This is a genomic window from Nocardia sp. NPDC004860, assembly GCF_040609015.1.
Classification (GTDB): Bacteria; Actinomycetota; Actinomycetes; order Mycobacteriales; family Mycobacteriaceae; genus Nocardia.
On record NZ_JBEXJI010000032.1, the window covers coordinates 22,756 to 48,995 of the forward strand.

20 protein-coding genes are annotated in these 26,240 nt (G+C 69.4%); 8 read left to right on the top strand and 12 right to left on the bottom strand.

Annotation, left to right across the window (positions count from 1 at the left end):
• Positions 1-64 precede the first annotated feature (64 nt).
• Positions 65-865 (top strand): RDD family protein, encoded by an 801-nt coding sequence (locus ABZV44_RS37575; RefSeq protein WP_354847427.1) that lies wholly within the window; start codon positions 65-67, stop codon positions 863-865.
• On the opposite strand, the gene ABZV44_RS37580 is transcribed toward ABZV44_RS37575, so the two are convergent.
• From ABZV44_RS37580 to ABZV44_RS37600, 5 genes are all read right to left on the bottom strand, one after another.
• Positions 843-2,138, bottom strand: coding sequence for a DUF58 domain-containing protein (locus ABZV44_RS37580; protein ID WP_354847430.1), 1,296 nt, complete (start codon positions 2,136-2,138; stop codon positions 843-845). The genes ABZV44_RS37575 and ABZV44_RS37580 overlap by 23 nt on opposite strands.
• Before the next feature lie 3 nt (positions 2,139-2,141).
• On the bottom strand, positions 2,142-3,140 hold the full coding sequence (locus tag ABZV44_RS37585) for a MoxR family ATPase (RefSeq protein ID WP_354847433.1): 999 nt from the start codon (positions 3,138-3,140) through the stop codon (positions 2,142-2,144).
• Positions 3,137-4,222, bottom strand: coding sequence for a DUF4129 domain-containing protein (locus tag ABZV44_RS37590; protein WP_354847436.1), 1,086 nt, complete (start codon positions 4,220-4,222; stop codon positions 3,137-3,139). Before ABZV44_RS37590 ends, ABZV44_RS37585 begins: the two co-directional genes overlap by 4 nt.
• Entirely contained in the window at positions 4,219-5,094 is an 876-nt protein-coding gene (locus tag ABZV44_RS37595; RefSeq protein ID WP_354847439.1) for a hypothetical protein, read from the bottom strand. The genes ABZV44_RS37590 and ABZV44_RS37595 overlap by 4 nt, the downstream gene beginning before the upstream one ends.
• Positions 5,095-5,168: 74 nt before the next feature.
• Positions 5,169-5,741, bottom strand: a complete 573-nt coding sequence (locus ABZV44_RS37600) for a TetR/AcrR family transcriptional regulator (RefSeq protein WP_354847442.1) — start codon at positions 5,739-5,741, stop codon at positions 5,169-5,171.
• 78 nt (positions 5,742-5,819) lie between these two features.
• On the opposite strand from ABZV44_RS37600, the gene ABZV44_RS37605 reads away from it, so the two are divergent.
• Positions 5,820-7,388 (top strand): MFS transporter, encoded by a 1,569-nt coding sequence (locus tag ABZV44_RS37605; protein WP_354847445.1) that lies wholly within the window; start codon positions 5,820-5,822, stop codon positions 7,386-7,388.
• A gap of 88 nt (positions 7,389-7,476) precedes the next feature.
• Here the strand turns inward: ABZV44_RS37605 and ABZV44_RS37610 are convergent, their stop codons facing one another.
• Positions 7,477-9,327, bottom strand: a complete 1,851-nt coding sequence (locus ABZV44_RS37610; RefSeq protein ID WP_354847447.1) for a DUF4407 domain-containing protein — start codon at positions 9,325-9,327, stop codon at positions 7,477-7,479.
• Between the two features lie 881 nt (positions 9,328-10,208).
• Here ABZV44_RS37610 and gltB point away from each other — a divergent pair.
• From gltB to ABZV44_RS37635, 5 genes are all read left to right on the top strand, one after another.
• Positions 10,209-14,858 carry a glutamate synthase large subunit gene (gene gltB, locus ABZV44_RS37615; RefSeq protein WP_354847450.1) on the top strand — a complete coding sequence of 1,550 codons (4,650 nt, stop codon included), beginning with the start codon at positions 10,209-10,211 and terminating at the stop codon, positions 14,856-14,858.
• Between the two features lie 128 nt (positions 14,859-14,986).
• Complete coding sequence (locus ABZV44_RS37620) at positions 14,987-16,456, top strand: glutamate synthase subunit beta (RefSeq protein ID WP_354847453.1); 1,470 nt, start codon at positions 14,987-14,989, stop codon at positions 16,454-16,456.
• Positions 16,457-16,703: 247 nt separating this feature from the next.
• Entirely contained in the window at positions 16,704-17,408 is a 705-nt protein-coding gene (locus tag ABZV44_RS37625) for a hypothetical protein (RefSeq protein ID WP_354847456.1), read from the top strand.
• A gap of 42 nt (positions 17,409-17,450) precedes the next feature.
• On the top strand, positions 17,451-18,464 hold the full coding sequence (locus tag ABZV44_RS37630) for an alpha/beta hydrolase family protein (protein WP_354847459.1): 1,014 nt from the start codon (positions 17,451-17,453) through the stop codon (positions 18,462-18,464).
• A 258-nt stretch (positions 18,465-18,722) separates the two neighbouring features.
• Positions 18,723-19,625, top strand: coding sequence for a cutinase family protein (locus ABZV44_RS37635; RefSeq protein ID WP_354847462.1), 903 nt, complete (start codon positions 18,723-18,725; stop codon positions 19,623-19,625).
• 105 nt (positions 19,626-19,730) lie between these two features.
• Here the strand turns inward: ABZV44_RS37635 and ABZV44_RS37640 are convergent, their stop codons facing one another.
• From ABZV44_RS37640 to lysX, 4 genes are all read right to left on the bottom strand, one after another.
• Complete coding sequence (locus ABZV44_RS37640) at positions 19,731-20,066, bottom strand: hypothetical protein (protein WP_354847465.1); 336 nt, start codon at positions 20,064-20,066, stop codon at positions 19,731-19,733.
• A gap of 113 nt (positions 20,067-20,179) precedes the next feature.
• Positions 20,180-20,797 carry a histidine phosphatase family protein gene (locus ABZV44_RS37645; protein ID WP_354847468.1) on the bottom strand — a complete coding sequence of 206 codons (618 nt, stop codon included), beginning with the start codon at positions 20,795-20,797 and terminating at the stop codon, positions 20,180-20,182.
• 43 nt (positions 20,798-20,840) lie between these two features.
• Complete coding sequence (locus ABZV44_RS37650; RefSeq protein ID WP_354847471.1) at positions 20,841-21,041, bottom strand: hypothetical protein; 201 nt, start codon at positions 21,039-21,041, stop codon at positions 20,841-20,843.
• Between the two features lie 179 nt (positions 21,042-21,220).
• Positions 21,221-24,544 (bottom strand): bifunctional lysylphosphatidylglycerol synthetase/lysine--tRNA ligase LysX, encoded by a 3,324-nt coding sequence (lysX, locus tag ABZV44_RS37655; protein WP_354847621.1) that lies wholly within the window; start codon positions 24,542-24,544, stop codon positions 21,221-21,223.
• Between the two features lie 151 nt (positions 24,545-24,695).
• Between lysX and ABZV44_RS37660 the strand changes: the two genes are divergently transcribed.
• Complete coding sequence (locus ABZV44_RS37660) at positions 24,696-24,917, top strand: RNA-binding S4 domain-containing protein (protein WP_354847474.1); 222 nt, start codon at positions 24,696-24,698, stop codon at positions 24,915-24,917.
• A gap of 189 nt (positions 24,918-25,106) precedes the next feature.
• Here the strand turns inward: ABZV44_RS37660 and rraA are convergent, their stop codons facing one another.
• Entirely contained in the window at positions 25,107-25,598 is a 492-nt protein-coding gene (rraA, locus tag ABZV44_RS37665; RefSeq protein WP_354847477.1) for a ribonuclease E activity regulator RraA, read from the bottom strand.
• 5 nt (positions 25,599-25,603) lie between these two features.
• Complete coding sequence (locus tag ABZV44_RS37670) at positions 25,604-26,110, bottom strand: nitroreductase/quinone reductase family protein (RefSeq protein ID WP_354847480.1); 507 nt, start codon at positions 26,108-26,110, stop codon at positions 25,604-25,606.
• Positions 26,111-26,240 lie beyond the last annotated feature (130 nt).

The following is a 26,240-nucleotide window of genomic DNA, read 5'->3' on the forward strand; positions in this document are numbered from 1 at the left end:
CCTGCGCCGACGCTGACAGAATGCTATCCATCGCGATCCCACGGGGCGGAGGAAGACGACCCTCATGGCACTGTTCACCACCGGCGAAGCCGTGGCCGTCGAGCTGCCGATCGCGCGGATCCCCACGCGGGCCGCGGCCTTCCTGCTCGACCTGCTGCTGCAGGCCGTGATCGGAACGATGCTGGCGCTGCTGTTCGAGGCGCTGCTGTTGTGGGTCGGCGCCGATTCCGCGTGGCGCGACGCCGCCGTGCTGGTGGCCATGGTGAGCGCGCTGATCGGGTATCCGGTGCTGTTCGAGACGTTTTCGCGCGGGCGCTCGGTGGGGAAGATGGCGGTCGGGCTGCGTGTGGTGCGCGCCGACGGCGGGCCCATCGACTTCCGGCACGCGGTCACCCGCGGACTGGCGGGGATCGTCGACTTCTGGATCATGGGCACCGGGCTGATCGCCGTCGTGGTGTCGCTGTGCTCACCCCAGGCCCGGCGGGTCGGGGACGTGCTGGCGGGCACCGTCGTGGTGCACGACCGCAGCCGGCTGCCCTTCGCCGCGCTGGCCGCGCCGCCGCCCTGGCTGGCGGGCTGGGCGCGGCAGCTCGATTTGTCCGGTCTCTCCGATGAATTGGCGCTGTCGACCCGTCAGTACCTGCTGCGGTTCCGCACCCTGACCCCGGAGGTCCAGGACCGGTTGGGCCGCACCCTGGTCATCGCGGTGTGCACGAGCCTGCGCACGCCGCCGCCGAACGGCTATCCGCCGCTGCAGATTCTGGGCGCGGTGCTGGCCGAGCGGCAGCGGCGGGCCATTCCGCCGCCGCCCTTCGTGCGGCAGTACCCGCCGGCCGTGCCGGTTACAGCGCTCCGGTCCGCTTGAGTTCCAGGTATTCGTCGGCCAGCGCCTCCGGCAGCCGGTCGGGTGCATCGGCGATGACACGAACGCCCATGCGGCGCAGCGTCTCCCGGGCCACCGCGTGCTCGGCGATGACATTCTCGGCGGCGGCAGCGGCATAGAGGTCGTCCAGGCCGGAGCGGCGGGTGGCGGCGGAAGCCACCTCCGGATCGGTCACCGCGACCACCAGCACCCGATGCCGCTCGGTCAGCACCGGCAGCACCGGTAGCAGGCCCTCCTGCACGGTGGCGGCGTCGAGATGGGTGAACCACACCACCAGGCTGCGGCGGCGGGCGCGCTGCAGCGTCGCGCGCAGCACGCCCTGATAGTCGGTATCGACCAGTTCGGGCCCGAGCCCGGCGAGCGCGTGCATCAGCTTGATCTGCAAGCGCTTTCCGCCGATGCCGCGCACCTCGGTGCGCAGCCGGCGGTCGTAGGCCAGCAGATCCACCGAGTCGCCGCCCGAGGCGGCCAGCCCGCCCAGCAGCAGGGCCGCCTCGATGGTGGCGTCCAGGCGGGTGCCGTCGCCGACCCGGCCGGCGCTCATCCGCCCGGTGTCCAGCAGCATGACCACATGCCGGTTGCGTTCCGGACGCCAGGTGCGCACCAGCACGTCATGGGCGCGGGCGGTGGCGCGCCAGTCGATGGTGCGCACGTCGTCGCCCGCGACATACTCACGGAACGAATCGAATTCGGTGCCCTGCCCGCGAATCGTGGTGGTGTTGCGGCCCTCCAGATGCTGCAGCTGCCGGACCTTGGAGGCCAGCAGCCGCTCACTGCGGAACGGCGGCAGCGCGCGCAGCCGGGCCGGGACCTCGCGCCGCACCTGGCGGCCGGCCATGCCCAGCGGGCCCAGCAGACGCAGCGTCACCGGGCCGGCCATCCGGTCGCCGTGATAGTCCGGCGTCAGCTCGGTGTGCAGCCGAATCCTGGTGTTGGGCGGCAGGTTCAGGGCGTGGGTGCGATGGCGGGCGTGCGCACTGGGCGGCCAGTCGTCCCACAGGGTGCCGCGCACCGGCCGGGCGCCGCCGTTGAGCACCGCCAGCTCCACGTCGATGCTGCGACCGGTGCGCACCGTCGTGACGGGGGCCCGCGAAAGCTCCAGCGCGCCCGGCGATCCCAGCAGCAGCAGGTCGGCCGCGATCAGCGCGACCAGCGCCAGGGTGGCGAGCAGCACACCGAGCCACGAGGGCAGCGCCAGCGTGACGAACAGGGCCGCGAGCACCGCCGCGGCGGCCAGCCGGCCGGTGACGACCACGGCCTACACCGGGACGGGGACGGACATCAGCAGCGAGGCCAGCACGCCCTCGGCGGTGACGCCCTCCACCTCGTGCTCGGGCCGCAGGTGCAGCCGGTGCCGGAGCACCGTCGTCGCAACGGCTTTCACATCGTCGGGCGTCACGAAGGCGCGCCCGTTCAGCCAGGCGAAGGCCCGCGCGGCCGCCATCAGCGCGGTCGCGCCGCGGGTGGACGCGCCGTGCGCCACGGCCGGGGAGGTGCGAGTGGCCCGGCACAGGTCCACGGTGTACGCCAGCACCTCGGGGCTGATGGCCACCTGCGCGACGGCGGCCCGGGCGGCCGCGAGGTGCGCGGGGCCGGCCACCGGGCGCAGCCCGGCGGCGTTCAGATCGCGCGGGTCGAAGCCCGCCGCGTGCCGCTGCAGGATGCGGAATTCGTCATCGCGGCCGGGCAATTGGACGTCCACCTTGAACAGGAACCGGTCCAGCTGCGCCTCCGGCAGCGGATAGGTACCCTCCTGCTCGATCGGGTTCTGGGTGGCGACCACCACGAACGGATCCGGCAGCGGCTGCGGCACGCCGTCCACCGAAACCTGGCGCTCCTCCATGGATTCCAGCAGCGCCGACTGCGTCTTCGGCGGGGTGCGGTTGATCTCGTCGGCCAGCAGCAGGTTGGTGAACACCGGGCCGCGGCGGAAGGTGAACTCGGCCGAGTGCGGATCGTAGATCTGCGATCCGGTCACATCGCCCGGCATCAGGTCGGGGGTGAACTGGATGCGGGAGTGCTCCAGATCCAGGGCCGTGGCCAGGGCGCGCACCAGCAGCGTCTTGGCCACGCCCGGAACGCCTTCCAGCAGTACGTGGCCGCGGCACAGCAGCGCCAGCACCAGGAACATGACGGCGTGGTCGTTGCCGACCACCGCCTTGCCGATCTCGGCGCGCAGCGCCAGCAGCGCTTGCTGGGCGTCCTGGGCGGTGGGCGCGTGGTTGGTGGCCACGACGTCCTGGGAGAGTTCGGTCACAAGACCTCCGCTTCGATCCATTCGAGTTGTGCGGCCACGAGTTCCAGTGCGACCCGATCGGCGACCGGGTCGTACAGGGCGGCACGGATGACGGCCGGGTCCGCGCCGGTGCGGGCCGTGATGGACCCGACCACCAGTTCCGCCGGGGTGTCGGCGGTGCCGCCGAGCGCGGGCCGCAGCCGGCGCAGCGACGCCGCCCGCAGTTTGGCGGCCACGTGCTCGTGATCGCGGGATTTCCGGTACAGCCCGGCCTGTCCGGCGAGCAGCTCGTGGGCCGGGGCCTCCACCGGCAGCGGTTCGCGCACGATGGCGCCGCGGCGGCGGCCGCGCCACCACAGCACGGCGACCCAGGCGATGAGGAACTGCAGACCGCCGAAAGCCAGCCGGCCCGGGAGCTGCTGGAAGATGGAGTCGCTGCCCGCGCCGAAGTTCGGCGGCGGCATGTCCGGCCGGTTGGGCGACGGGCTCGGCGGATTCGACGGTGGCGACGGCGGGGTCGACGGCCCGGACCCGGCATGGGTGAGCACGTACACCAGCACCACGACCGCCAGCACGGCCACGACCGCGGCCCAGAAGCGCCAATCCTTCAGCAGCTGAGGCAGTTCCGCGCGCCCGCGGTCCTTCTTCTCCTTGGCGACCTTGGTCTTACGGGTCCGTCGCCGCTCGGTGATCTCGGCCGGGCCGGTCTTGGGCGGCGGCGCGATCGAGTACCGGTCGGCCTGTTCCAGCTGCCGGTACTCCGCCTCGGTGGCGTAGCGGCCGCCGTAGACGACCTCGTCGAAACTGTGTGCCGCCGAGGGCAGTTCGCCCGCGTCCGGGACCGCCGCGGTGGCGGCCCGCGCGGTTTCCCGTGCCGTGCGCGCCCGCTCCTCGTCGAGGATGCCGCGCTGCTCCAGCCCGCGGGTGACGGCGCGGTACCGCTCGCGCAGCGCGGCACCGAAATCGCCGCGCCGGGCGGCCTCCTCGGCCGCGGCCAGGTGCGCGGCGGCCGGACCCAGGGCGGGCTCGGGCGGTGCCGCGCCGGCGAGATTCGGCGCGGCGCCGGCGATCTCCGGCCCGGGCGCCCGGTCGGTTCCGGTCATCGGCCGCTCCCGCCGGGCACCCGGATGTCCCAGGCCTCGCGGCGGCAACGCCGGTCGACATAGGTGACGACCTGCGTCGCGGACTCGACCAGCTCCGCCACCGCCACGACGAGCAGGGCGGCGGTGATGATCAGCACCGTCACCGTCCAGCGCCGGGTGCCGGAGAACTGTGCGGTGAACTGCGGCAGCGCCAGCAGCGGCACCACCAGCACGAGCAACAGCCCGCGCAGGTACAGCCACAGCCCGACCAGCTGCCATTCCGTCCCGCCCGCAAGCAGTTTCGCGCGTCGCGCCGCCACGCCGTAGGTGGCCGACTGATCGAAGATGGTGGGCACCAGCGTGAATCGCCGCCCGCGCAGCCAGGCCAGCCAGATCACCGCGGGCGGCACGGTGAACAGCAGGGGAGTGCCGACCGCCAGCACGCCGATACCGATGAGCGTGTACATCACCTGATAGCCGAGCAGCGGACCGGCTTCCGCGGCCAGCCGCCGCAGCGCCCCGCGCCAGGTCGCCGGCCTGCGGTACACGACCGCCAACCCGATCGGCACGGTCACCCCGCGGACGAACAAGCGGACCGACCAGGCACACAGCAGGGTGACCAGCACCGCGCCCCAGAGGGTGCCGCGGTCGGAATTCCCGCTGGCGACGGCCGCGAGCACCGTGCCCGCCACAGCCACCGCCGAGGCGACCAGCACGGCGACGCCGAGCAGGCCCGCCAGGGTCTTGATCCGCGCCTGGATCAGCGCGAAGGGGAGGTCGAGCAGTTCGCGGAACTGCATCGGGCGAATCGGCACAACCACCGGTTCGGTAGAAGTCGGTTCCCCCACCGAGCCGGTCGGCGAACCGACGGAGTCGGCGGCGGTCGGCAACACGCGGCCGAGTCTATCCGGACCAGCGTCTTCGGTCGCCCGATGCGCGTCCGGGCGGCGAACTTCGCACCCGGGTGTCAGGCGGTGGGTGTGCCGGTCTCCAGCAGCCGGGCCACGACCCGGCGGTAGAGCCCGGGTTCGATCGGCGGCAGGCCCAGCAGGGCGCGCAGATAGACGCCGTCGCCGACCAGGCGGACGATCTCGGCCCGGACCGGATCCTCGATCTCGTTGTCCAGGGCCGTCTTCCAGGACCCCATCACCTCGGTGAGGGCCCGGTCGGTCTCCGCCTGCGCGGCGTCCTGCGGCGCGTCGACGCTCCGCATGGCGGCCAGCATCGATCGGTACAGGGCGAGCTCCACGGCGTCGGCGTCGTCCTCGGGATGCGGAGCCTGCAGATACCACTCGGCCACCGAGCGCCCCTGTGCCACCGCGGCTCTCACCTGCTGATCGGCCCGGTCGGTGACCCGGCGGAGCAGTCCGGCGAGCAGTGCGTCCTTGCTCTTGAAGTGATAGAGCAGCCCGCCCTTGGAGACGCCCGCGGTGGCGGCCACATTGTCCAGGGTCACCTGGGACAGGCCCTTGTCGAGCAGCAGGGTTTCGAGCGCGTCGAGGATCCGGTCGCGGGTGCCGGCGGGATCGCGTGTGGTCACGACAATTGACTGTACCGTCTGGACGGTTCAGGATGCTACTGTACCGTCTGGACGGTTTACCATCGAGAGAGAAAGCTCATGAGCACCCACGCGACCGCACGCTCCGGAACTCCCGTGACCACCGACCGGCAGCCCGCCGCCGTGCCGCCGAAGGCCCGGCCCAGGGATTGGGCCGGGCTCGGCGTTCTCGCGCTCGCGCTGCTGCTGATCTCCGTCGACGCCACCGTGCTCGACCTGGCGGTCCCGGCCATCAGCGCGCACCTCGCGCCCACCACGCCGCAGCTGCTGTGGATCATCGACGTCTACTCGTTCGTGCTCGCGGGCCTGCTGGTCACCATGGGCACCGTCGGCGACCGCATCGGCCGCCGCCGCCTGCTGCTCATCGGCGCGGCCGGCTTCGCCCTGGCCTCGGCCGTCGCGGCCTGGGCGGTCAGCCCCGAGATGCTCATTGCCGCACGCGTTCTGCAGGGTGTCGCCGGTGCGACCCTGATGCCCGCCACGCTGGGCCTGATCCGGTCCATGTTCGCCGACGCCCGCCAGCGCACCCTCGCCATCTCGGTCTGGGGCGCCATGGCCGCCTCCGGCGCGGCCTTCGGCCCGCTGCTGGGTGGCTGGATGCTCGAGCACTTCTGGTGGGGCTCGGTCTTCCTGGTGAACCTGCCGGTCATGGCGCTGCTGCTGGTCCTGGCCCCGGTCCTGGTACCGGAGTCGCGCGACCCCGACCCCGGCCGCTTCGATCTGATCAGCGCCGGCCTGTCCATGCTGGCCCTGATTCCGATCGTGTACGCGGTCAAGGAGTTCGCGGCCCACGGCCCGAGCCTGAACCTGCTGATCAGCGCCGGCGTCGGCGTGGTCGCGGGTGTGGTGTTCGTGCGCCGGCAGCGCGGCCTGTCCGCCCCGCTCATCGACCTGGACCTGTTCCGGCTACCGGCTTTCCGGGCCGCGGTGTTCACCAACCTGCTGTCGGTGTTCGCGCTGGCCGGCGTGCTGTTCTTCGGCTCGCAGTACCTGCAGCTGGTGCTCGGCAAGTCGCCGCTGGCGGCCGGTCTGCTGCTCATTCCGGGCACCATCGGGTCCATGCTGGGTGCGCTGGCCGCGGCCTGGCTGGTCCGCTACTGGCGTGCGGCGACGGTGCTCGCGGGCTCGCTGGTGACCGTCGCGATCGGCGCGGGCCTCTACTGGCTGCTGCCCACCGATCCCTCGGGCTCGGTGACCCCGTTCATCGTCGGCTTCCTGCTGATCGGCCTGGGCGAGGGTGTGGCCCTGACGGTCTCGGCCGACATGATCGTCAGCACCGCGCCCGAGGCGCGCGCCGGTAATGCCGCCGCCATCTCGGAGACGGCCATGGAGATGGGCATCGCCCTCGGCGTCGCCGTGCTGGGCAGTGCCGTCATGGCGGCCTTCCGCCACGGTCTGGACCTGACGCACGTCCCGTCCGGCCAGGCGGACGCGGCCCGCGAGTCGCTGGGCGGCGCGATCGAAACCGCCCGCGCCCTACCGCAACCCGCGGCCGGGGAACTGCTGAACTCGGCGCACTCCGCCTTCGTCAGCGGCATCCACCTGGCGGCCACCTCCACGGCGGCCATCCTGGTCCTGACCGCCGTCGTCGCCTACCGCTCGGCGACGCGGAAGTCGCCGCCGGCGTGATCGAAAGGCTGTGGCATCGAAAAGGCTGTGGCCCGGATGTTTCCGTGTTCAACGTGAAACATTCCGGGCCACAGCAGGTTTCGGAAGGCTACTCCCGGCCCCTGCCCGGCGGCAGTTCGCGCGGGCTGCGGTAGTCGAGTTCGGGGTTGCGGCGTGCCGCCAGCGCATCGTGCTGCGCACCCGAGGGCAGGGGATAACCGGGGTCCACCACCTGGCCCTGGGGGAGGGCCGAGTAGGACGGGTACTGGGCGTAGGGCTGATCCACCACGCTCGCGGCCACCCGCTGGGCATGCACCTGCTGCGGGGCGCCCTGCGGGAGGTAGCCGTACTGCGGCTGTGCGTAGGCCTGCTGGTGCTGCGGCTGCGCCGAATCCTGGGAATCCACCGTCACCTTGCGCGTGCGGCGCAGCGTGAAGGTGATCTCCTCCGCCTCCTCGAACGCCTGACGCACGGTGCGCAGCGGGTGGGTGGCCGTGTCGATGGCATTGGCCACGAAGGACGGCACCAGCGGACGGATCCAGCGGGCGGCGGTGTCGGTGAACGGCACCGTCCCGATGATCGGAAGTTCCAGCCCCCCGCCCTTGTTCGCGGGCTGCGCGACCGGCACGGCGGGGACGAGTGCCCCACCCTGCGGCGCGGGGGCCAGGGCCCCGGAGGTGAGCTGGGCGGGCAGGTTCGGCGACTGTGTCACGATCCCCTCCTGGGACACGGTGCGGTCCTTTCGATCCCCGGCCGGGCCGGCGGGGAGTTCATGTCTGGTGGCATTGTCGAATTCGGCGATCGCGCGCTGGGCGGGTTCGGTGATGCCGATCTCGAAATTGCCGATGGCGGCGATGATGCGGGTGCGCTGCCGTTCCCGGTCGATGGCGGTGTCGGCATGTGCGGCCAGCCGCGCGGCGGTGAGTTGTTGTTCGGCGCGCAGGCTCTCGGTCTCCACGCGCACCTCGGCCTGTTTGACGGCGATGGCGGTGGCGGCGACCTGGTCGATGCGGTCGGTGGCGGTACGGACCGCGACGGTGCGGTCGAACGCCGTCTCACCCCGCCACCACCGCAGCAGCAGCGGCAGCAGGGCCAGCACGATCATGAGCACGGACACGGCGAGCCGCAACACGAACGGCCCGAAGTGTCCGGTGGTGTAGTCGTTCATGGCCACCCAGCGCGCCCCGAGCCCGCGGTCGCCGTCGGTGTAGGCGGCCTTGCGGGCCGTCGCGAGGGCCCTGTCCTTCTCGGTGACCTTGGCGTCGAGCCCGTCGACCTTGCCCTGCGCGGCGCTGAGCTGGTTGCGGGCGTCGTCGAGCATCTGGTTGGCGGTGCGCTCCTCGGGACCGCGCCCGGGCACGCGGGTGATCATGTTCTGCGGGCAGTCCGCCCCCGGGTTGAATTCGCAGCGCGCGATGATCAGCGCGTTGGTGACGTCGTTCTGCGCCTTGGTGATCTGCTGGTCCAGCGCGGTGCGATCGGTCCTGGCCTGCTCCAGCTCGGTGCGCGCGGTGACCACGGCGGGCGCGGATTCCACTGCGTGCTGGGCGGATTCGTCGAGCAGCCGGTTCACGGTGCCGGAGAACAGGATGGTGCAGGCCAATTCGGCGATCACCACCCCGGCGAGCACCGCCACCGCGATGCGGCCGCCGAATTCGGCTACCGCCCGGCGATTCTCCCGGCGATCGGGTGTGGCGGCGGTGGCCAGCGCCCGGGCGATGGCCCCCATCAGGACCGTCGCGATGAGCGCGGCCGCCACGATGGCGATGACCGGCCAGCGCGCCGCTCCCGTCGCGGCGGCCGTGACGGCGCCGGCGGTGCCCGCGAACAGCGCCACCACGGCGCCGGTGACGGTGTAGCCGCCGCGCTCGGGCCCGTCGGTGAGCTGCGGTTGTGCGCCGCCCAGCCAGACCAGCAAGGCGCCGAGCCCGGCGGACCTGGGGACATGGTGAACGGTCATGGGAGTTCACATCCTCTGAGTCCCGGGTGATTCGGCTTCTCGAAACCGTCGCTGATTCGTTGTCTCAGCGTGACAGGCGTACACCTGTTCCATCGACCGCGGCGGCTGGGATGTGGCCAGGCTCACAATGCCACGTTTCGGGCGGGTGACGTGGTGTTGATCACTTGCGGACCGGCTCGGATAGCACGGAAAACGCGGCCGGGAGGCGGATTTGCGGTTTGCTGAATGTGTGCTGAATCCCACATTCAGGAAAAATTCCGTACGGTCCGCAGGTTACCTGCCCATGTCTCCCGGACGGCCGCCGCGGCGACGGAACTTGTCCGGAAAGTTAGCCCGCCAATGCCCGGTTTGCCGGATCCCATTGTGGGGAAATCTGATTCATTGCAGGTGAGAGGCAGTCTGGAGCTGCGCTGGACCGCCCGGCCAGAGTCCTCGCGTGCGTGCGATGCAGTGGTGAACTCAACTGAAACGCACGTGCACCCCTGCCTTACACTGGAGAACGCGCGTGTGTTGGAGGACCGATGAAGAAGCCCAGCTAGAACCTGGAATTAGTACAACCTAAGTTGGTTGGGCTCAAGTCCTGACTTATCGTTTGCTCTTACGCCGAACTACACAATTCGGCATATCTCCCCATACGGTCAGAGGCCCGATCGGTGCTCAGCCTAGCGGGCGAGACCTGCGCGGTGTGTAGCGAAGACGTAAGGGTTCCGTTACCACCGAGCACCCGACTAGGTAATCGAAGCGGGTGGACAACTGCAAAGTTGACTGCACGGAGTGACCATCAGCGCCGCTGGTCTCCGAACGTCCGGACGCAGTCCAGACCGGAGGCGTTCGACGAAGGCCGCATTCTTCGAAGGCCTGTTTTTTGTGAAGGCAGAGGCATGACGCAACTTCCCGGCCACAGGTCCCCTGGACCCATCGGGCTCTATGACCCGGCGAATGAACACGACGCGTGTGGTGTCGCATTCGTCGTCGACATGCACGGCCGCCGCAGCCGCGACATCGTCGACAAGGCTATTACGGCATTGCTGAACCTGGAGCACCGTGGTGCCGCCGGTGCCGAACCCAACTCGGGTGACGGCGCGGGCATCCTGATCCAGCTCCCGGACAAGTTCTTCCGTGCTGTCGTCGACTTCGAGCTCCCCGCCGAAGGTTCGTACGCCACCGGTATCGCTTTCCTGCCGCAGGCCCGCCGCGAGGCCGCCCGCGCCGGGTACGGCGTCGAGAAGATCGTGCGCGAGGAGGGCCTCGAGGTCCTCGGCTGGCGCGAGGTCCCGATCGACGGGTCGTCGCTGGGCGCGCTGTCGCGTGACGCCATGCCGACCTTCCGGCAGATCTTCATCGCCTCGCCCAAGGGTGGCGCCGAGCAGCTGTCCGGCATGGACCTGGAGCGTCGCGCCTACGTCATCCGCAAGCGCATCGAGCACGAGCTCGGCAAGTCGGGTGCCGGCGAGGGCGCGACCGGCAAGGAGTCGGTCTACTTCCCGAGCCTGTCCGGCGAGACCTTCGTCTACAAGGGCATGTTCACCACCCCGCAGCTGCGGGCGTTCTACCTGGACCTGCAGGACGACCGGGTCGAGTCGGCGCTGGGCATCGTGCACTCGCGCTTCTCCACCAACACCTTCCCGTCGTGGCCGCTGGCGCACCCGTTCCGGCGCGTCGCCCACAACGGTGAGATCAATACCGTCTCCGGCAACGAGAACTGGATGCGGGCGCGTGAGGCGCTGCTGAACTCCAACGTGTTCGGCACCGACCACGCGGGCAACAACCGCCTGGAGAAGATCTTCCCGGTCTGCACCCCCGGCGCCTCGGACACCGCGCGCTTCGACGAGGTGCTCGAACTGCTGCACCTGGGCGGCCGCAGCCTGCCGCACGCCGTGCTCATGATGATTCCGGAGGCGTGGGAGCGCCACGAGTCCATGACCCCGGAGCAGCGCGCCTTCTACCGCTACCACTCCTTCCTCATGGAGCCCTGGGACGGCCCGGCCTCGGTGTGCTTCACCGACGGCACGGTCGTCGGCGCGGTGCTGGACCGCAACGGTCTGCGCCCCGGCCGCATCTGGGTCACCGAGGACGGCCTGGTCGTGCTGGCCTCCGAGGTCGGCGTGCTCGACATCGACCCGGCCAAGGTCGTCTACAAGAAGCGCCTGCAGCCCGGCCACATGTTCCTGGTCGACACCTCGCAGGGCCGCATCATCAGCGACGACGAGGTCAAGTCCTCGCTGGCCGCCGAGTTCCCGTACCAGCAGTGGCTGGACGAGGGCCCGACCAAGCTGAGCGACCTGCCCGACCGCCCGCACGTGCACATGTCGCACGACCGCGTGCTGATCCGTCAGCAGATCTTCGGCTACACCACCGAGGAGCTGAACCTGCTGGTCTCGCCGATGGCGCAGACCGGTGGCGAGGCGCTCGGCTCGATGGGCACCGACACCCCGATCGCGGTGCTGTCGGCGCGGCCGCGCCTGCTGTTCGACTACTTCTCGCAGCTGTTCGCGCAGGTCACCAACCCGCCGCTGGACGCCATCCGCGAAGAGGTCGTCACCTCGCTGCGCAGCATGATCGGCCCGGAGGCCGACCTGCTGAACCCGGGACCGGAGTCCTGCGGCCAGATCACCCTGACCCAGCCGATCTTGGACAACGACGAGCTGTCCAAGCTGGTCCACATCAACGACGACGGTTCGCGCCCGCACCTGCGGTCCGTGGTGGTCCACGGCCTGTACCCGGTCAAGAAGGGCGGCAAGGGGCTGCGCAAGGCTCTCGAGGCCGTGCAGCGTCAGGTTTCTGCGGCCATCGACGGCGGCGCACGCATCATCGTGCTGTCCGACCGCGAGTCCAACGAGAAGCTGGCCCCGATCCCGTCGCTGCTGCTGACCGCCGCGGTGCATCACCACCTGGTCCGGGAACGCACCCGCACCAAGGTCGGCCTGGTCATCGAGGCCGGTGACGCCCGCGAGGTGCACCACATGGCCATGCTGGTCGGTTTCGGCGCGGCGGCCATCAACCCGTACATGGCCTTCGAGTCCATCGAGGACATGCTCGAGCGCGGCGCGCTGCGGATGCCGGGCAGCACCGGCGACCTCGCGGCCGACTACAAGAAGGCCGTCTACAACTACAACAAGGCGGCCGGCAAGGGCGTGCTGAAGGTGATGTCCAAGATGGGCATCTCCACCATCGCCTCCTACCGTGGCGCGCAGCTGTTCCAGGTCGTCGGCCTGGCACAGGAGCTGGTGAACGAGTACTTCACCGGTCTGAAGTCGCCGCTGGACGGCATCGGCCTGGACGACATCGCGGACGAGGTCGCGCAGCGGCACCGGGTCGCGTTCCTGGAGAACCGCAACGAGCGCGCGCACCGCGAGCTCGAGGTCGGCGGCGAGTACCAGTGGCGCCGGGAGGGCGAGTACCACCTGTTCAACCCGGACACGGTGTTCAAGCTGCAGCACGCCACCCGCTCGGGCCAGTACAAGGTCTTCAAGGAGTACACGAAGCTGGTCGACGACCAGTCGGAGCGTCTCGCCTCGCTGCGTGGTCTGTTCAAGTTCAAGTCCGGGCACCGGCACCCGATCTCGATCGACGAGGTCGAGCCGGCGTCGGAGATCGTGAAGCGCTTCTCGACCGGTGCGATGAGCTACGGCTCCATCTCGGCCGAGGCCCACGAGACCCTGGCCATCGCCATGAACCGTCTCGGCGGCCGCTCCAACTCCGGTGAGGGCGGCGAGCACCCGGCGCGCTTCGAGCCGGAGGAGGGCGGCGACTGGCGCCGGTCCGCGATCAAGCAGGTGGCTTCGGGTCGCTTCGGTGTGACCGCGCACTATCTGACCAACTGCACCGACATCCAGATCAAGATGGCGCAGGGCGCGAAGCCCGGTGAGGGCGGCCAGCTGCCGGCCCACAAGGTGTACCCGTGGGTCGCCGAGGTCCGGCACTCGACGCCGGGCGTCGGCCTGATCTCGCCGCCCCCGCACCACGACATCTACTCGATCGAGGATCTGGCGCAGCTGATCCACGACCTGAAGAACGCGAACCCGCAGGCGCGGATTCACGTGAAGCTGGTCGCGGAGCCGGGCGTCGGCACCGTCGCCGCGGGTGTCTCCAAGGCGCACGCCGACGTGGTGCTCATCTCCGGCCACGACGGTGGCACCGGTGCCTCGCCGCTGACCTCGCTGAAGCACGCGGGTGGCCCCTGGGAGCTCGGCCTGGCCGAGACCCAGCAGACCCTGCTGCTCAACGGTCTGCGCGACCGCATCGTGGTGCAGGTGGACGGTCAGATGAAGACCGGCCGCGACGTCATGATCGCCGCGCTGCTGGGCGCCGAGGAGTACGGTTTCGCGACCGCTCCGCTGGTGGTCTCGGGCTGCATCATGATGCGCGTCTGCCACCTCGACACCTGCCCGGTCGGCGTCGCCACCCAGAACCCGGTTCTCCGTGAGCGTTTCACCGGCAAGCCGGAGTTCGTCGAGAACTTCATGCTCTACATCGCCGAAGAGGTGCGGGAGCTGCTGGCGTCGCTGGGTCTGCGGACCCTGGACGAGGCCATCGGCCGGGTCGACCTGCTCGACACCACCGCCGCCAAGGCGCACTGGAAGGCCGCCAAGCTGGACCTGTCGCCGATCCTGGACGACGTCGAGACGGCGTTCATGTTCCAGGACCGCCGTCGCACCAAGGACCAGGACCACGGTCTGGACAAGGCGCTGGACAACGAGCTCATCGCGCAGTCCGCGGACGCGCTGGAGCGCGGCAAGCCGGTCAAGTTCGAATCCAAGATCACGAACGTGAACCGGACCGTCGGCACCATGCTCGGCCACGAGGTCACCAAGCTCTACGGCGGAGTCGGCCTGCCGGACAACACCATCGACATCACGTTCACCGGTTCCGCCGGTAACTCGTTCGGTGCGTTCGTCCCGGCCGGTATCACCCTGCGGGTGGTCGGCGACGCCAACGACTATGTCGGCAAGGGTCTTTCGGGTGGCCGCATCACGGTGCGCCCGTCGGATGACGCGCCGGAGGCGTTCGTCGCGGAGCAGAACATCATCGCGGGCAACGTGATCCTGTTCGGCGCCACCAGCGGCCAGGCCTTCCTGCGCGGTGTGGCCGGCGAGCGCTTCGCCGTCCGCAACTCGGGCGCCACCGCGGTCGTCGAGGGTGTGGGCGACCACGCCTGCGAGTACATGACCGGTGGCCGCGTGGTCATCCTCGGCGAGACCGGCCGCAACTTCGGCGCCGGCATGTCGGGCGGTATCGCCTACGTCTACAACCCGAACGGCACCTTCGAGGCCAACCTCAACACCGAGCTGGTCGACCTCGAGCAGCTGTCGGCCGAGGACGCGCAGATGCTGCACGACATCGTGGTCCAGCATCGCGACGAGACCGGATCCGCTGTCGCCGACAAGATCCTGGGCGACTGGTCGCAGCAGGTGACGAAGTTCGCGAAGGTCATGCCGCGCGACTACAAGAAGGTCCTGCTCGCCATCTCCGAGGCCGAGAAGGCCGGCCGGAATGTCGACGAGGCGATCATGGAGGCGGCGCGTGGGTAACTTCGCACTCATGTCGACGAGGCGCTGTAACCATTCAAGGCGGCACGTGGCTGACCTCACTCTGGCGGTGCAACGCAGCACCACCGTCGTTGTTCCGTGCGCGCTGCGCATTAGTCAGGAGTTCGTAAATGGGTGACGCACAAGGCTTCCTGAAGCACACTTCCCGGGAACTGCCCAAGCGCCGTCCGGTTCCGCTGCGACTGCTGGACTGGAAAGAGGTCTACGAGGAGAAGTTCTCCCACGAGACCCTGCAGAAGCAGGCCAGCCGCTGCATGGACTGCGGTATCCCGTTCTGCCACAACGGCTGTCCGCTCGGGAACCTGATTCCCGAGTGGAACGACCTGGTGTACAAGGGCGCGTGGAAGGAGTCGTTCGATCGGCTGCACGCGACCAACAACTTCCCGGAGTTCACCGGCCGCCTGTGCCCGGCTCCGTGCGAGGCGTCCTGCGTCCTGGGCATCAACCAGGATCCGGTGACCATCAAGCAGGTCGAGGTCGAGATCATCGAGAACGGTTTCGACGAGGGCTGGGTGACCCCGGTCTACCCGACCCGCCTGACCGGCAAGCGCATCGCGGTCGTCGGCTCCGGCCCCGCGGGCCTGGCCACCGCCCAGCAGCTGACCCGGGCCGGCCACACCGTGACCGTGTTCGAGCGCGACGACCGCATCGGCGGCCTGCTGCGCTACGGCATCCCGGAATTCAAGATGGAGAAGCGCTTCATCGACCGCCGCATCGCGCAGATGGAGGCCGAGGGCACCATCTTCAAGACCGGCGTGAACGTGGGCGTGGACATCACGGCCCAGCAGCTGCGTGAGCAGTTCGACGCGGTCGTGCTCGCCGGTGGCGCCACCATCGCGCGTGACCTGCCGATCCCGGGCCGCGACCTGGACGGCATCCACCAGGCCATGGAGTTCCTGCCGCTGGCCAACCGGGTGCAGCTGGGCGACCCGATCGCCGACGAGGACGGCCTGCCGCGCATCAACGCGCGCGGCAAGAAGGTCGTCATCATCGGTGGCGGTGACACCGGCGCGGACTGCCTGGGGACCTCGCACCGGCAGGGTGCGGAGACGATCCACCAGTTCGAGATCATGCCGCGTCCGCCGGAGCAGCGGGCCGACTCGACCCCGTGGCCGACCTACCCGCTGATGTACCGCGTCTCCTCGGCGCACGAGGAGGGCGGCGAGCGCGTGTTCTCCGTCAACACCGAGCGTTTCATCGGCGCCGACGGCAAGGTCACCGGGCTGCAGGCGCACGAGGTGTCGATGGTCAACGGCCGCTTCGAGAAGGTCGAGGGCACCGACTTCACCCTCGAGGCCGACCTGGTGCTGCTGGCCATGGGCTTCGTCGGACCGCAGAAGAACGGTCTGCTCGAGGGCCTGGGCGTGGGCTACGACCAGCGCGGAAATGTCATGCGCGACAAGGATTGGGCCACCACAGTGCCCGGCGTCTTCGTCGCCGGTGACATGGGCCGCGGTCAGTCGCTGATCGTGTGGGCCATCGCCGAGGGCCGCGCGTGCGCGTCCGCGGTGGACAAGTACCTGGAGGGTGAGACGGCGCTGCCGTCCCCGATCACCCCGACCATGGTCGCCCAGCGGTGATCCAGCGCTGAGCTGAAACCCTGTGGAGCGCTCCCGGACTTCGGTCCGGGAGCGCTTTTTGTTATGCAGGGAAACGATCTGAAATGTGTACTAGTCAGTAACTGGGAGCAGTTTTGTCAAACCCTGGACAGGGGACCAGTTACACCTGTTTACTTACTCCCCGTGTGGAGTCCACCCTCCGAGTCGTCCGCAGCGCTCGGTAAGTATGGATCGGTCCCGGAGGATCTCGGGACACTTGGAGGAAAATATGTTCCGTAATCGCCGTGCGGCCGCGATCGCGACCTCTGCCGCAATGGTTTTCGCGGGCCTGAGCATGACCACGCTGGAGACGGGCGCCGCGTCAGCGGATACGACCTGTGCCCTGAGCTCGCATGCCACCAAGAATGACATCAGCACGCTCGGCATCACCATGACGTACGACAAGAGCGCCAACCTCGACTCGATCGGTGTCGGCACCACGGTGACCTACAAGGTCGTCGTCGGCACCACCGGTATCGGTAACCCGTACGTCAACACCATCACCGACTTCCCGCCGTCGGGCTTCGGCGCGCCGGTCAAGGCCAGCATCACCGCCTACCACCTGGCGGGCGGTCAGCGCACCGAGGACGTCACCCCGGAGCCGAACGGCGGCGGCTGGAAGGTGACCAGCACGGGCTGGTTCGTGAACTCCGGTAACCCGGTGACCCTCGACATCACCTACCCGGTTCCGACCAACCTCTCGGCCGGTCAGCAGGTCACCAGCGGTGGCATCGGCGTCGCCGGCACCGTCGGTGTCAGCAACGAGCTCCCCAACCTGACCGCGTGCTTCACCGCCCGGGCCAACACCGTCGGCGAGAGCGCGCTGGGCAGCCTCAACAACAACGGCCTCGGCTCGGCCGACGGCCAGCTCAGCTCGACCGGTTCGCTCAGCACCATCCTGTCGGACGCGATCCGCAAGTACATCGGCAGCTGATTCCCGTTCCGGGCCGATTCGATCGATAGGAAAACCGTACCGATGCTCACCGGTAAGCTCTCGGCGCTCGCCGCGGTCTCGGCAATTGCACTCTCCCTGGCATTGTCGTCCGCGCCCGGGACCATTGGTACGGCCACGGCGGATGATTCCACCGGATCCCATCTGGTTTCGATCGATCGGCCCGGCCAGCGGCAAGAGGAGATCTCGGTCTATTCGGCCGCGATGGACCGGGTGATCACGCTTCAGGTGATTACCCCGTTCGACAACAGTGTGCCGCGGCCCACGCTGTATCTGCTGAATGGCGCGGGCGGTGGTGAGGATGCCGCGACCTGGTATCGCCAAACCGATGTCGTGCAATTCTTCGCGGACAAGAACGTGAATGTTGTTTCCCCGATCGGTGGCAAATTCTCCTATTACACCGACTGGCAGAAAGACGACCCGAGTCTGGGCCGCCAGAAATGGGAGACCTTTCTGACCGCGGAACTGCCGCCGATCCTGGATTCGGCGCTGCACGCCTCCGGCGCGAACGCGGTGGCGGGCGTGTCGATGTCGGCGACCTCCGCGTTGAATCTGGCCATCGCGGCCCCCGATCGGTACCGGGCGGTCGCCTCCTACAGTGGCTGCGCCTCCACCGCCGACGAGAACAGCCGCCGGTACATCCAGCTGGTCCTCGACCGCGGTGACGCCGATTCCCGCAATATGTGGGGCGAGCCCGGCGATCCGGACTGGCAGCAGCACGACGCCGTGCTCAATGCCGCCGCCCTGCGTGGGAAGGCGCTGTTCATCTCGAGTTCGACCGGTCTGCCCGGGCCCATGGACACCCTCGATTCACCCTCGATCGGCGGGCGTCCGGCGACGCTGGCCAACCAGATCATCCTGGGTGGCGTGATCGAGGCCGCGACCAACGGGTGCACGCACCAGCTCGCAGATCGCCTCGGCCAGTTGGGGATCCCCGCGCAGGTCGAATTCAGCCCTGCCGGAACGCATTCCTGGCGCTATTGGCAGGACGCGCTGCACCGGTCGTGGCCGATGCTCGAGGCGGCATTACAGGGCTGAGGCCCGAAATGTGGCTTCCGGCACAACTTTCGGCCGGAAATCGGACGTCTTCGGCGTCTCGCCTGGCATGGTCGAATAGGCCCCTTTATGCTTGTCGGCGGTGTGTCGCCGATCTCGTCATTCGGTCTGTTCCAGTCACTCATACGGGGCGGTTACTTGGGTTAACCCTCAGTGCACCGGACTGTCATCCGGCGACCGCACCATGATCCGGAATCGGGACGCGCAACCTGTCCCGGCACAAGCGGGAACTGGAGCAGTATGCGGTTGAAGAATGTTGTCGCGGCTGCGGGGGCAGCGGCGAGCGTGCTCATGTCGGGAATCGTCCTGGGCAGCGGTCCCGCTACGGCCGCCCCCGGCGCGGGCTGCCCGAGTCTCTACACGGTCGCCGTGCCCGGCACCTGGGAGACCGGCCACGACAAGGACCCCAAGCCCGGCATGCTGGCCGGGGTGACCAACGGATTGCCCGGTGAGGTCGACTATGTGACCTACGCGGCCACCGCCTTCCCCTGGGAGGGCGACGTCTACGCCGCCTCCAAGAAGGAAGCCGTCGACAATGCCCGCGGTCTGGTGCAGGACATGGGCGCGCGCTGCCCGGGCACCAGGATCGCCATCACCGGCTACAGCCAGGGCGCCGACGCGGCCGGCGATCTCGCCGCCGAGATCGGCAGCGGCCACGGCGTGGTGCCGCCGGATCGCATCGCGGCGGTCGCGCTGATCTCCGATCCGCGCCGCTCGCCCACCGACGCCCAGATCGGCCCGATCGCCCCCGGTTCGGGTGCGGGCGGGCCGCGGGTCGGCGGCTTCGGCTGGATCAGCGACAAGGTGCGCACCGTGTGCGCCATCGGCGACCTGTACTGCTCCACCGAGGAGACCGACTTCCTCACCCGCTTCGCGGGTTTCCTGGCGCAGTCGTCCAACCCGAACAACTTCAACCTGTGGCAGACCCAGCTCGAACTCGGGTCCATCCTCAACGACCTGATGGCGCAGGGCGGTCTGCCGACGCTGCAGGCCCAGCTGGCCGACGGTCCGGACAGCGAGTACGCCCACCAGCTCGAGCAGTTCTACCGCAGCGGCAAGCACACCAGCTACGGCAGCTACGGCGTCGGCGGCGGCCAGACCGCGCTGACCTGGATGCACAACTGGATCGCGACCAACGCGTAGCGGACGGCCCGGCGGTGCGCCGGGCCCGCGAAACCTGAAAAGGCCGCTCCCACACTGGGAGCGGCCTTTTCGGTGTCCGAGCCGATGAGGTCGTCGCCGGCCGGGTTACATGCCGAAGGAGCCGGTGGGCGGCAGCCAGGCGGGGGCCGGAGCCGGGTTGTTGTTCCAGCCGTTGTCGCCGTTGTTGTTCCAGCCGCCGTTGTTCCAGCCGTTGTCGCCGTTGTTCCAGCCGCCGTCGTTGTCGTGGTCGTGGCGGTGGTGGTCACGGTCGTGATCCCAGGGGCCGTGGTCGTCGATCTGCTGGGCGACGACCGGGGTGGCGGCGTCGTCGGGGGTCGCGGCATTCGCGGGGAGGGCGACGACGGCGAGCGGGATGGCGGCCAGGGCACCGGCCGCGGCGAGGCGCAGGGCGAGACGGCGGCGGGGCTTGATGGTGGACATCGTGGTGCCTTTCTGTCGGGATCGTGGGCCGCGGGGGGAGCGGCTCTCGAATTCCCATCGAAGGCGCCGGCCCTTGGAAGGGTGTGGGACCGGGCTGGGAGTCCGCTGAGCGTCTAGGGGCGCGGACGCTGCATGCGCGGCAACAGGTCCCAGACGTGGCCGTTCTCGTTGACGGTGGCCGCGGTGCGGGCGCCGGTGCGCGAGTACAGGATCCGGGTGATCGAGCAGTAGTCGATGGGGAAGGTGAGCGGGCGGGCCAGGCCCAGCACCTCCTGCAGCAGTACGTTGATCACGCCGCCGTGCGCGAAGACGACCACGGTGTCGGTGTGCTCGGCGGCCGCCACGATGCTCGCGATGCTCTCGCGCACGCGGCCGATGAAGGCGTCGCCGTCGATCTGCTCGGGCAGGTGCCCGGCCTTGATGCGCGCGTAGGTTTCCCGGAATTCCTGCTGGGCGTCCTCGATCGGGACGTATATCGGCAGGTCGCGGTCGTACTCGGCGAGCCCGTCGAGGACATCGATGTCGAGTCCGAGCTTCTCCGCGGTGGGCCGGGCGGTTTCGCGGGCCCGCAGTTGCGGGCTGCTGACCACGCGGGCGATGCGGTGGTGGGCGAGTGCGGCCGGGACCCGGCCCGCCTGTTCGAGGCCGATCGCGGTGAGATCCGGGTCGGCGTGGCCGGATTCGGCCAGGACTCGTTGCGGCTGGGCGTGGCGGACGAGGATCAACTGCACGCCCACCACTCTGCCGCACCCCGCCCGCTACGCGCCGCGGGGGCTAGCGATTCTTGCGGCGGCTCATCAGGTAGACGATGCCCAGCACCAGCACCACGATGCCGATGCAGCAGACCGCGAGGAAGCCCCAGAAGCTGGTGCCGCGCCGGCTGCTGGTGCGGCGGGCGGCGGTGTTCTCGAGGGCGGCGTTCCAGGTGTCCGGGTGGGTCCACACGTGGTGGTCCAGCAGGGTCGTCTGGGTCATGAGATCTAGGTAGTGCATGGGTACCCCAATCCGTGTGGCCGGTGGGCCCGCCCCGGGCCGAATCCCAGATTAACCGGGGATCCGGCCGGGGGAATCAGGGTTTTCCCTGGTCCCAATGGGCGCTGTCGGTGTAGCCGTCCTCAGCCTCGCGCATGGCCGGAGCGAATGCAGAGGTACGCCTATCGGGATTCGGCCTGTGCGGTGCGGGGTTTCACGAGCGGGAACGGCAGTGTTTCGCGGATGCTGCGGCCGATCAGCAGCATGACCACCCGGTCCACGCCGACGCCGAGACCGCCGGTGGGGGGCATGGCGTGTTCGAGGGCCTGCAGGAATTCCTCGTCGAGTTCCATGGCCTCCGGGTCGCCGCCGGCGGCCAGCATGGACTGTTCGGTGAGGCGGCGGCGCTGTTCCACCGGATCGGTCAATTCGCTGTAGGCGGTGGCCAATTCGACGCCCCAGGCCACCAGGTCCCAGCGCTCGGTGACGCCCGGAATGTGCCGGTGCGCGCGGGTGAGCGGGGAGACGGAGGTGGGGAAGTCGATGTAGAAGGTGGGTTCCCCGGTGGCCGATTCCACCAGGTGCTCGTACATCTCGAGCACGAGTTGCCCGGCGTCCCAGCCCAATTGGAAGGGCACGCCCGCCTTCTCGCAGAGCAGCCGCAGCCGCTCCTCGTCGGTGTCGGGGGTGATGGTCTCGCCGATCGCCTCGGAGACGGCCCCGTGCACGGTCTTGACCGGCCAGTCGCCGGAGATGTCCACCTCGGTGACCGCGCCGTCGGGTCCGGGGCGCAGCGCCACCATCTTGCCGTTGGCGGCCACCGCGGCCTCCTGGATGAGCTGGCGGCAGGCGTGCATCATGCGTTCGTAATCGCTGTGCGCCTCATAGGCTTCCAGGATGGTGAACTCGGGGTTGTGGCTGTAGTCCACGCCCTCGTTGCGGAAGACGCGGCCGAGTTCGAACACCTTCTCCATGCCGCCCACACACAGTCGCTTGAGGTACAGCTCGGGGGCGATGCGCAGGTACAGGCCGAGGTCGTAGGCGTTGATGTGGGTGGTGAACGGGGTGGCGTTGGCGCCGCCGTGCACCTGCTGCAGGACGGGGGTCTCGACTTCGAGGAATCCCCAGCCGTGCAGGGTGTCTCGCAGCGACCGCACCACCGCGCTGCGCTTGGCCAGCACCTCGCGGATATCGGTGTTGATGGCCATGTCGACATAGCGTTGCCGCACGCGGGCTTCCGGGTCGGACAGACCCTTCCACTTGTCCGGCAGCGGGTGCAGGCATTTGCCGATCATCCGCCAGTCCTGGGCGAGCAGCGAGAGTTCGCCGCGGCGGCTGCGGCCGATCTGCCCGCTCACCTCGACCAGGTCGCCCAGGTCGAAGAATTCGGTGAACGACTCGCTGCGGTCGGCGCCCACCCGGGCGCGGTCGATGAGCAGCTGGATGTCGCCGGACCAGTCGCGCAGCACGGCGAAGATGACGCCGCCGTAGTCGCGAATCCGCAACAGCCGCCCGCAGACTCGCACCGTGGTGCCCTGCGGGCAGCCGCGGGCGGCGGACACGGTGTGGGTGGGCGGGTAGGCGACCGGGTAGGCCTCGACGCCGGATTCCTGGAGCTTCTCCAGCTTGTCCATGCGCACCCGCACCTGTTCGGGGCGGCGCGGGCCGTGCTCCTCGAGCTCCTCCGGCGGCAGGTCGGGCGGGCTGCCGTCGGCGTGCAGCCCGGTGATGGCGGGCGGCACCGAGGGCCGCAGACCGGTGTGCGCGGAGGCATCGTGTTCGCGGCCGATGCGGGGCAGGAAGCCTTCGGCGAGCGCGCTGGCCGTGGCGACGCGCACCAGGTGCCGGCGTTCCTCGAACAGCGAGAACCGCGGCACCCATTCCGGCTGGTACTTCACATTGGAGCGGTAGAGCGCCTCCAGCTGGTACCAGCGGGAGAAGAACATGAGCACGCCGCGCCACAGACGCAGCACCGGGCCGGCGCCGATGCGGCCGCCCTCCTCGAAGACCGCGCGGAAGACCGCGAAGTTCAACGAGATTCGGGTGATGCCGTACTGCTCGGAGGTGAGGGCGAGCCGCGAGATCATGAGTTCCATCAGCCCGTTGGGCCCGGTGCGGTCGCGGCGCATGAGGTCGAGGGAGACGCCGGTGCGGCCCCACGGCACGAACGACAGCATGCCGAGCACCTGGCCGTTGGGGGCGACGGACTCGACCAGCAGGCAGTCGCCGTCCAGCGGATCCCCGAGCCGGTCGAGGGCCATGGAGAAGCCGCGTTCGGTCTCGGTGTCGCGCCAGGCGTTGGCGCGCCGCATGACGTCGGCCATCTCCTCGGGCGGGACCTCCCGGTGCCGCCGCACCCGCACCGTGATGCCCTGCTTGGCAAGACGATTGGCGGCCTGGCGGACGGGCTTCATATCGGGTCCGGCGAGGGAGAAGTTGCGGGTCTCGAGGATGGCCTCGTCGCCCAGCCGCAGCGCGGACAGCCCGGCCCGCCGATAGGCGGTCGCGCCGATCTCGCTGGCGCCCATCACCGCCGGGGCCCACCCGTACTGGTCGGCCAGTCGCAGCCAGGCGTCGATGGCGTGGCCCCAGGACTCCTTCTGCCCGATGGGGTCGCCCGAGGCCAAGCACACGCCGAGTTCGACGCGGTAGGTGACGGCGGCCTTGCCGCTGGGCGCGAAGACGACGGCCTTGTCGCGGCGGGTGGCGAAGTAGCCGAGCGAGTCCTCGACATCGGAGCGCTCGATGAGCCCGCGAATCGCGGATTCGTCCAGCCCCGTCAGCGCGTTGGAGGAGCGCTGCGATCGGAACAGGGTGATGACGGCGGCCAGCAGCGCGATGGCGCCGAACAGGCCGAGCAGCAGGTTGACCAGGTGCGGCGGGTGCCCGTCGAAGTCCTCGTTGGAGACCAGGATCGCGCCGGTGACCCGGGACACCGCCCACAGGGCGCGTTCGGTGTGGTCGGGCAGGCTGCCGGGGAACAGTTCGACCAGTCCCCAGCCGACCAGGCAGCCCAGCGCGAGCCCGCCGGCCAGCACGCCGAGCGCGCGCCAGACCGCGCCACGCTGCACGTGCGTGTAGAACTCGGACCACGCGGCGATGAGCACGCCGATGACCACGACGTGAACGATCAACGCCACCAGGGCATTGATGTCGCCCTCGGCGGCGAAGTCGAGGGCGTTGGCGAGCGCGAAGGCCGCCATGTACCCGACCAGCAGCCACCAGGCGATCCGTTTCCGGCTGGCGGTGGCGCCCGCCAGCAGGCCCACCACCAGTGCCCACACCAGTGAGGTGTCGGGGGCGTCGAAGTAGTAGGTGTCGACGAAGTGGCGTAGGTGCGAGGTCAGGAACCGCAGCCCGGGCGAGATGCTCCAGGCGAAGCAGAGGACCGAGAAGACGCCGAGCGTGGTGCCCGCGATATGCGGCACCTCGCGCAGCCGGCCGTGCCCGCGGTGTGGCACCTCGGGCGATCGCGGCTCCGGTCTCTGGTCGGAGTCGTGGGGCAGCCGGTCCTGCGTCGAAGTCACTGCACCAGTGTGAATGTTGCCGATGCCCATATGCACTCAGAACCTGGTTCGTGTCTCGTGGCCGCCGCGTGGCGGCTGGTGGTGGGGGCGGCGTTTGGTGTGGAGACGGCCGCGGGTGAGGATGTACCCCATGTCGGATCCAGTCGATGTCCCGATCGAAGACGATGTCATTCGACTCGGCCAGTTCCTGAAGCTGGCGAACCTCATCGATTCCGGTTCGGAAGCCAAGATGGTTATCGCCCAGGGCCTGGTTCGTGTCAACGACGAGGTGGAGCTGCGACGGGGTCGCCAGCTACATGCGGGCGATGTGGTGGCACTGGCCGGGCACAAGGCCCGGGTCATCAGCGGCTGAGCGCGCTTCGCGGGCAAGGTACTCCCGGATCCGTAGGGGTTCGGTCTGCGCCCCGCGCGGCCGGGCTCACCGCGTTCCCTGCGGGTTGCCGGCGGCGTGACTCCCGCGGGGGCTCGGGGGCTGGGCCCCCGGCTCCCCATTCTCGGGGGTACGGAGGCCGTTACCCCTGAGAGCTTCCCGAGAGTTGGGTCAATCCTCGCTGCGAACGACAACACCGTCATGGTCGCTGTAGAGCATGTCGCCGGGAACGAAGGTGACGCCGCCGAATTCGACGGTGACATCCTTCTCTGCATTCGCGCCGGTCTGGGTACTCTTGCGCGGGTTGGTGCCCAGCGCCTTGATGCCGATGGGCAGGGTGCGCAGGATGGCCGAGTCCCGGACCGCGCCGTTGACGACGACCCCGGCCCAGCCGTTGTCGACGCCACGGCCCGCGATGATGTCGCCGACCAGCGCGGTGTGCACGCTCGCGCCGCCGTCCACGACGAGCACGCGGCCCTCGCCGGGTTCGCCGAGGGTCTGCTTGACGAGCAGGTTGTCCTGGAAGGTCCGGATGGTCACGATGCGGCCGGCGAAGACTTCGTGGCCGCCGAACTGGAGGAACTGGGTGTCGCAGCTGCGGATCTCGGGGCCGATCTCGTCGGCGAGGTCGGCGGTGGCAATGGCGTTCGCTGATTCGGTCACGGGAACTATCTTGTCAGGGCGAATATGCGCAAGTCACGAGCGGTGCGATTGCGGTAGGCGGTGTACGCCTGGGTGGTCTCCTCGAAGCGTTCGAAGATCGCCTGCAGGCGGTCCTCGTCGGTGACCAGGGCGGCGGTGACCGGAATGTGCTGCCCGGCGATCGCGACCTCGGCGGCCGGACTGGCGAGCAGGTTGGCGGTCCACGCCGGGTGGTGGGACTGGCCGAAGTTGGACCCGATCACGTAGAGCGTGTCGCCCTCGTGCACGTAGAGCAGGGGGGTGGTGCGCGGCTGCCCGGATTTGCGGCCGACGGTGGTGAGCAGGATGACGGGCGCGCCGATCGGGCCGAGCACGGTGTACTTGCCGCCGGTGCGTTCGAGCAGCTTGCGATCCAGCGGCGTCAGTTTGCGGATGACCAGCGAGCCGACCTTGGTGGCGGCGAACGGACTGGCCAGGCGGGACAGCAGATTGGTGCGGGAACCCCAGATCCGCTCGGGAAACTGCTCACTCATACCGCGACTCTAGTGGCCCGTGACCGGCGATGTTGTGCCGTCGCGATGCGCTATGCGGCTGCCGAACGATCTATCCACAAGAGTTAATCAACCGTGCAGTCGGATTCTCGGGCGCATACTGGCGGCACCC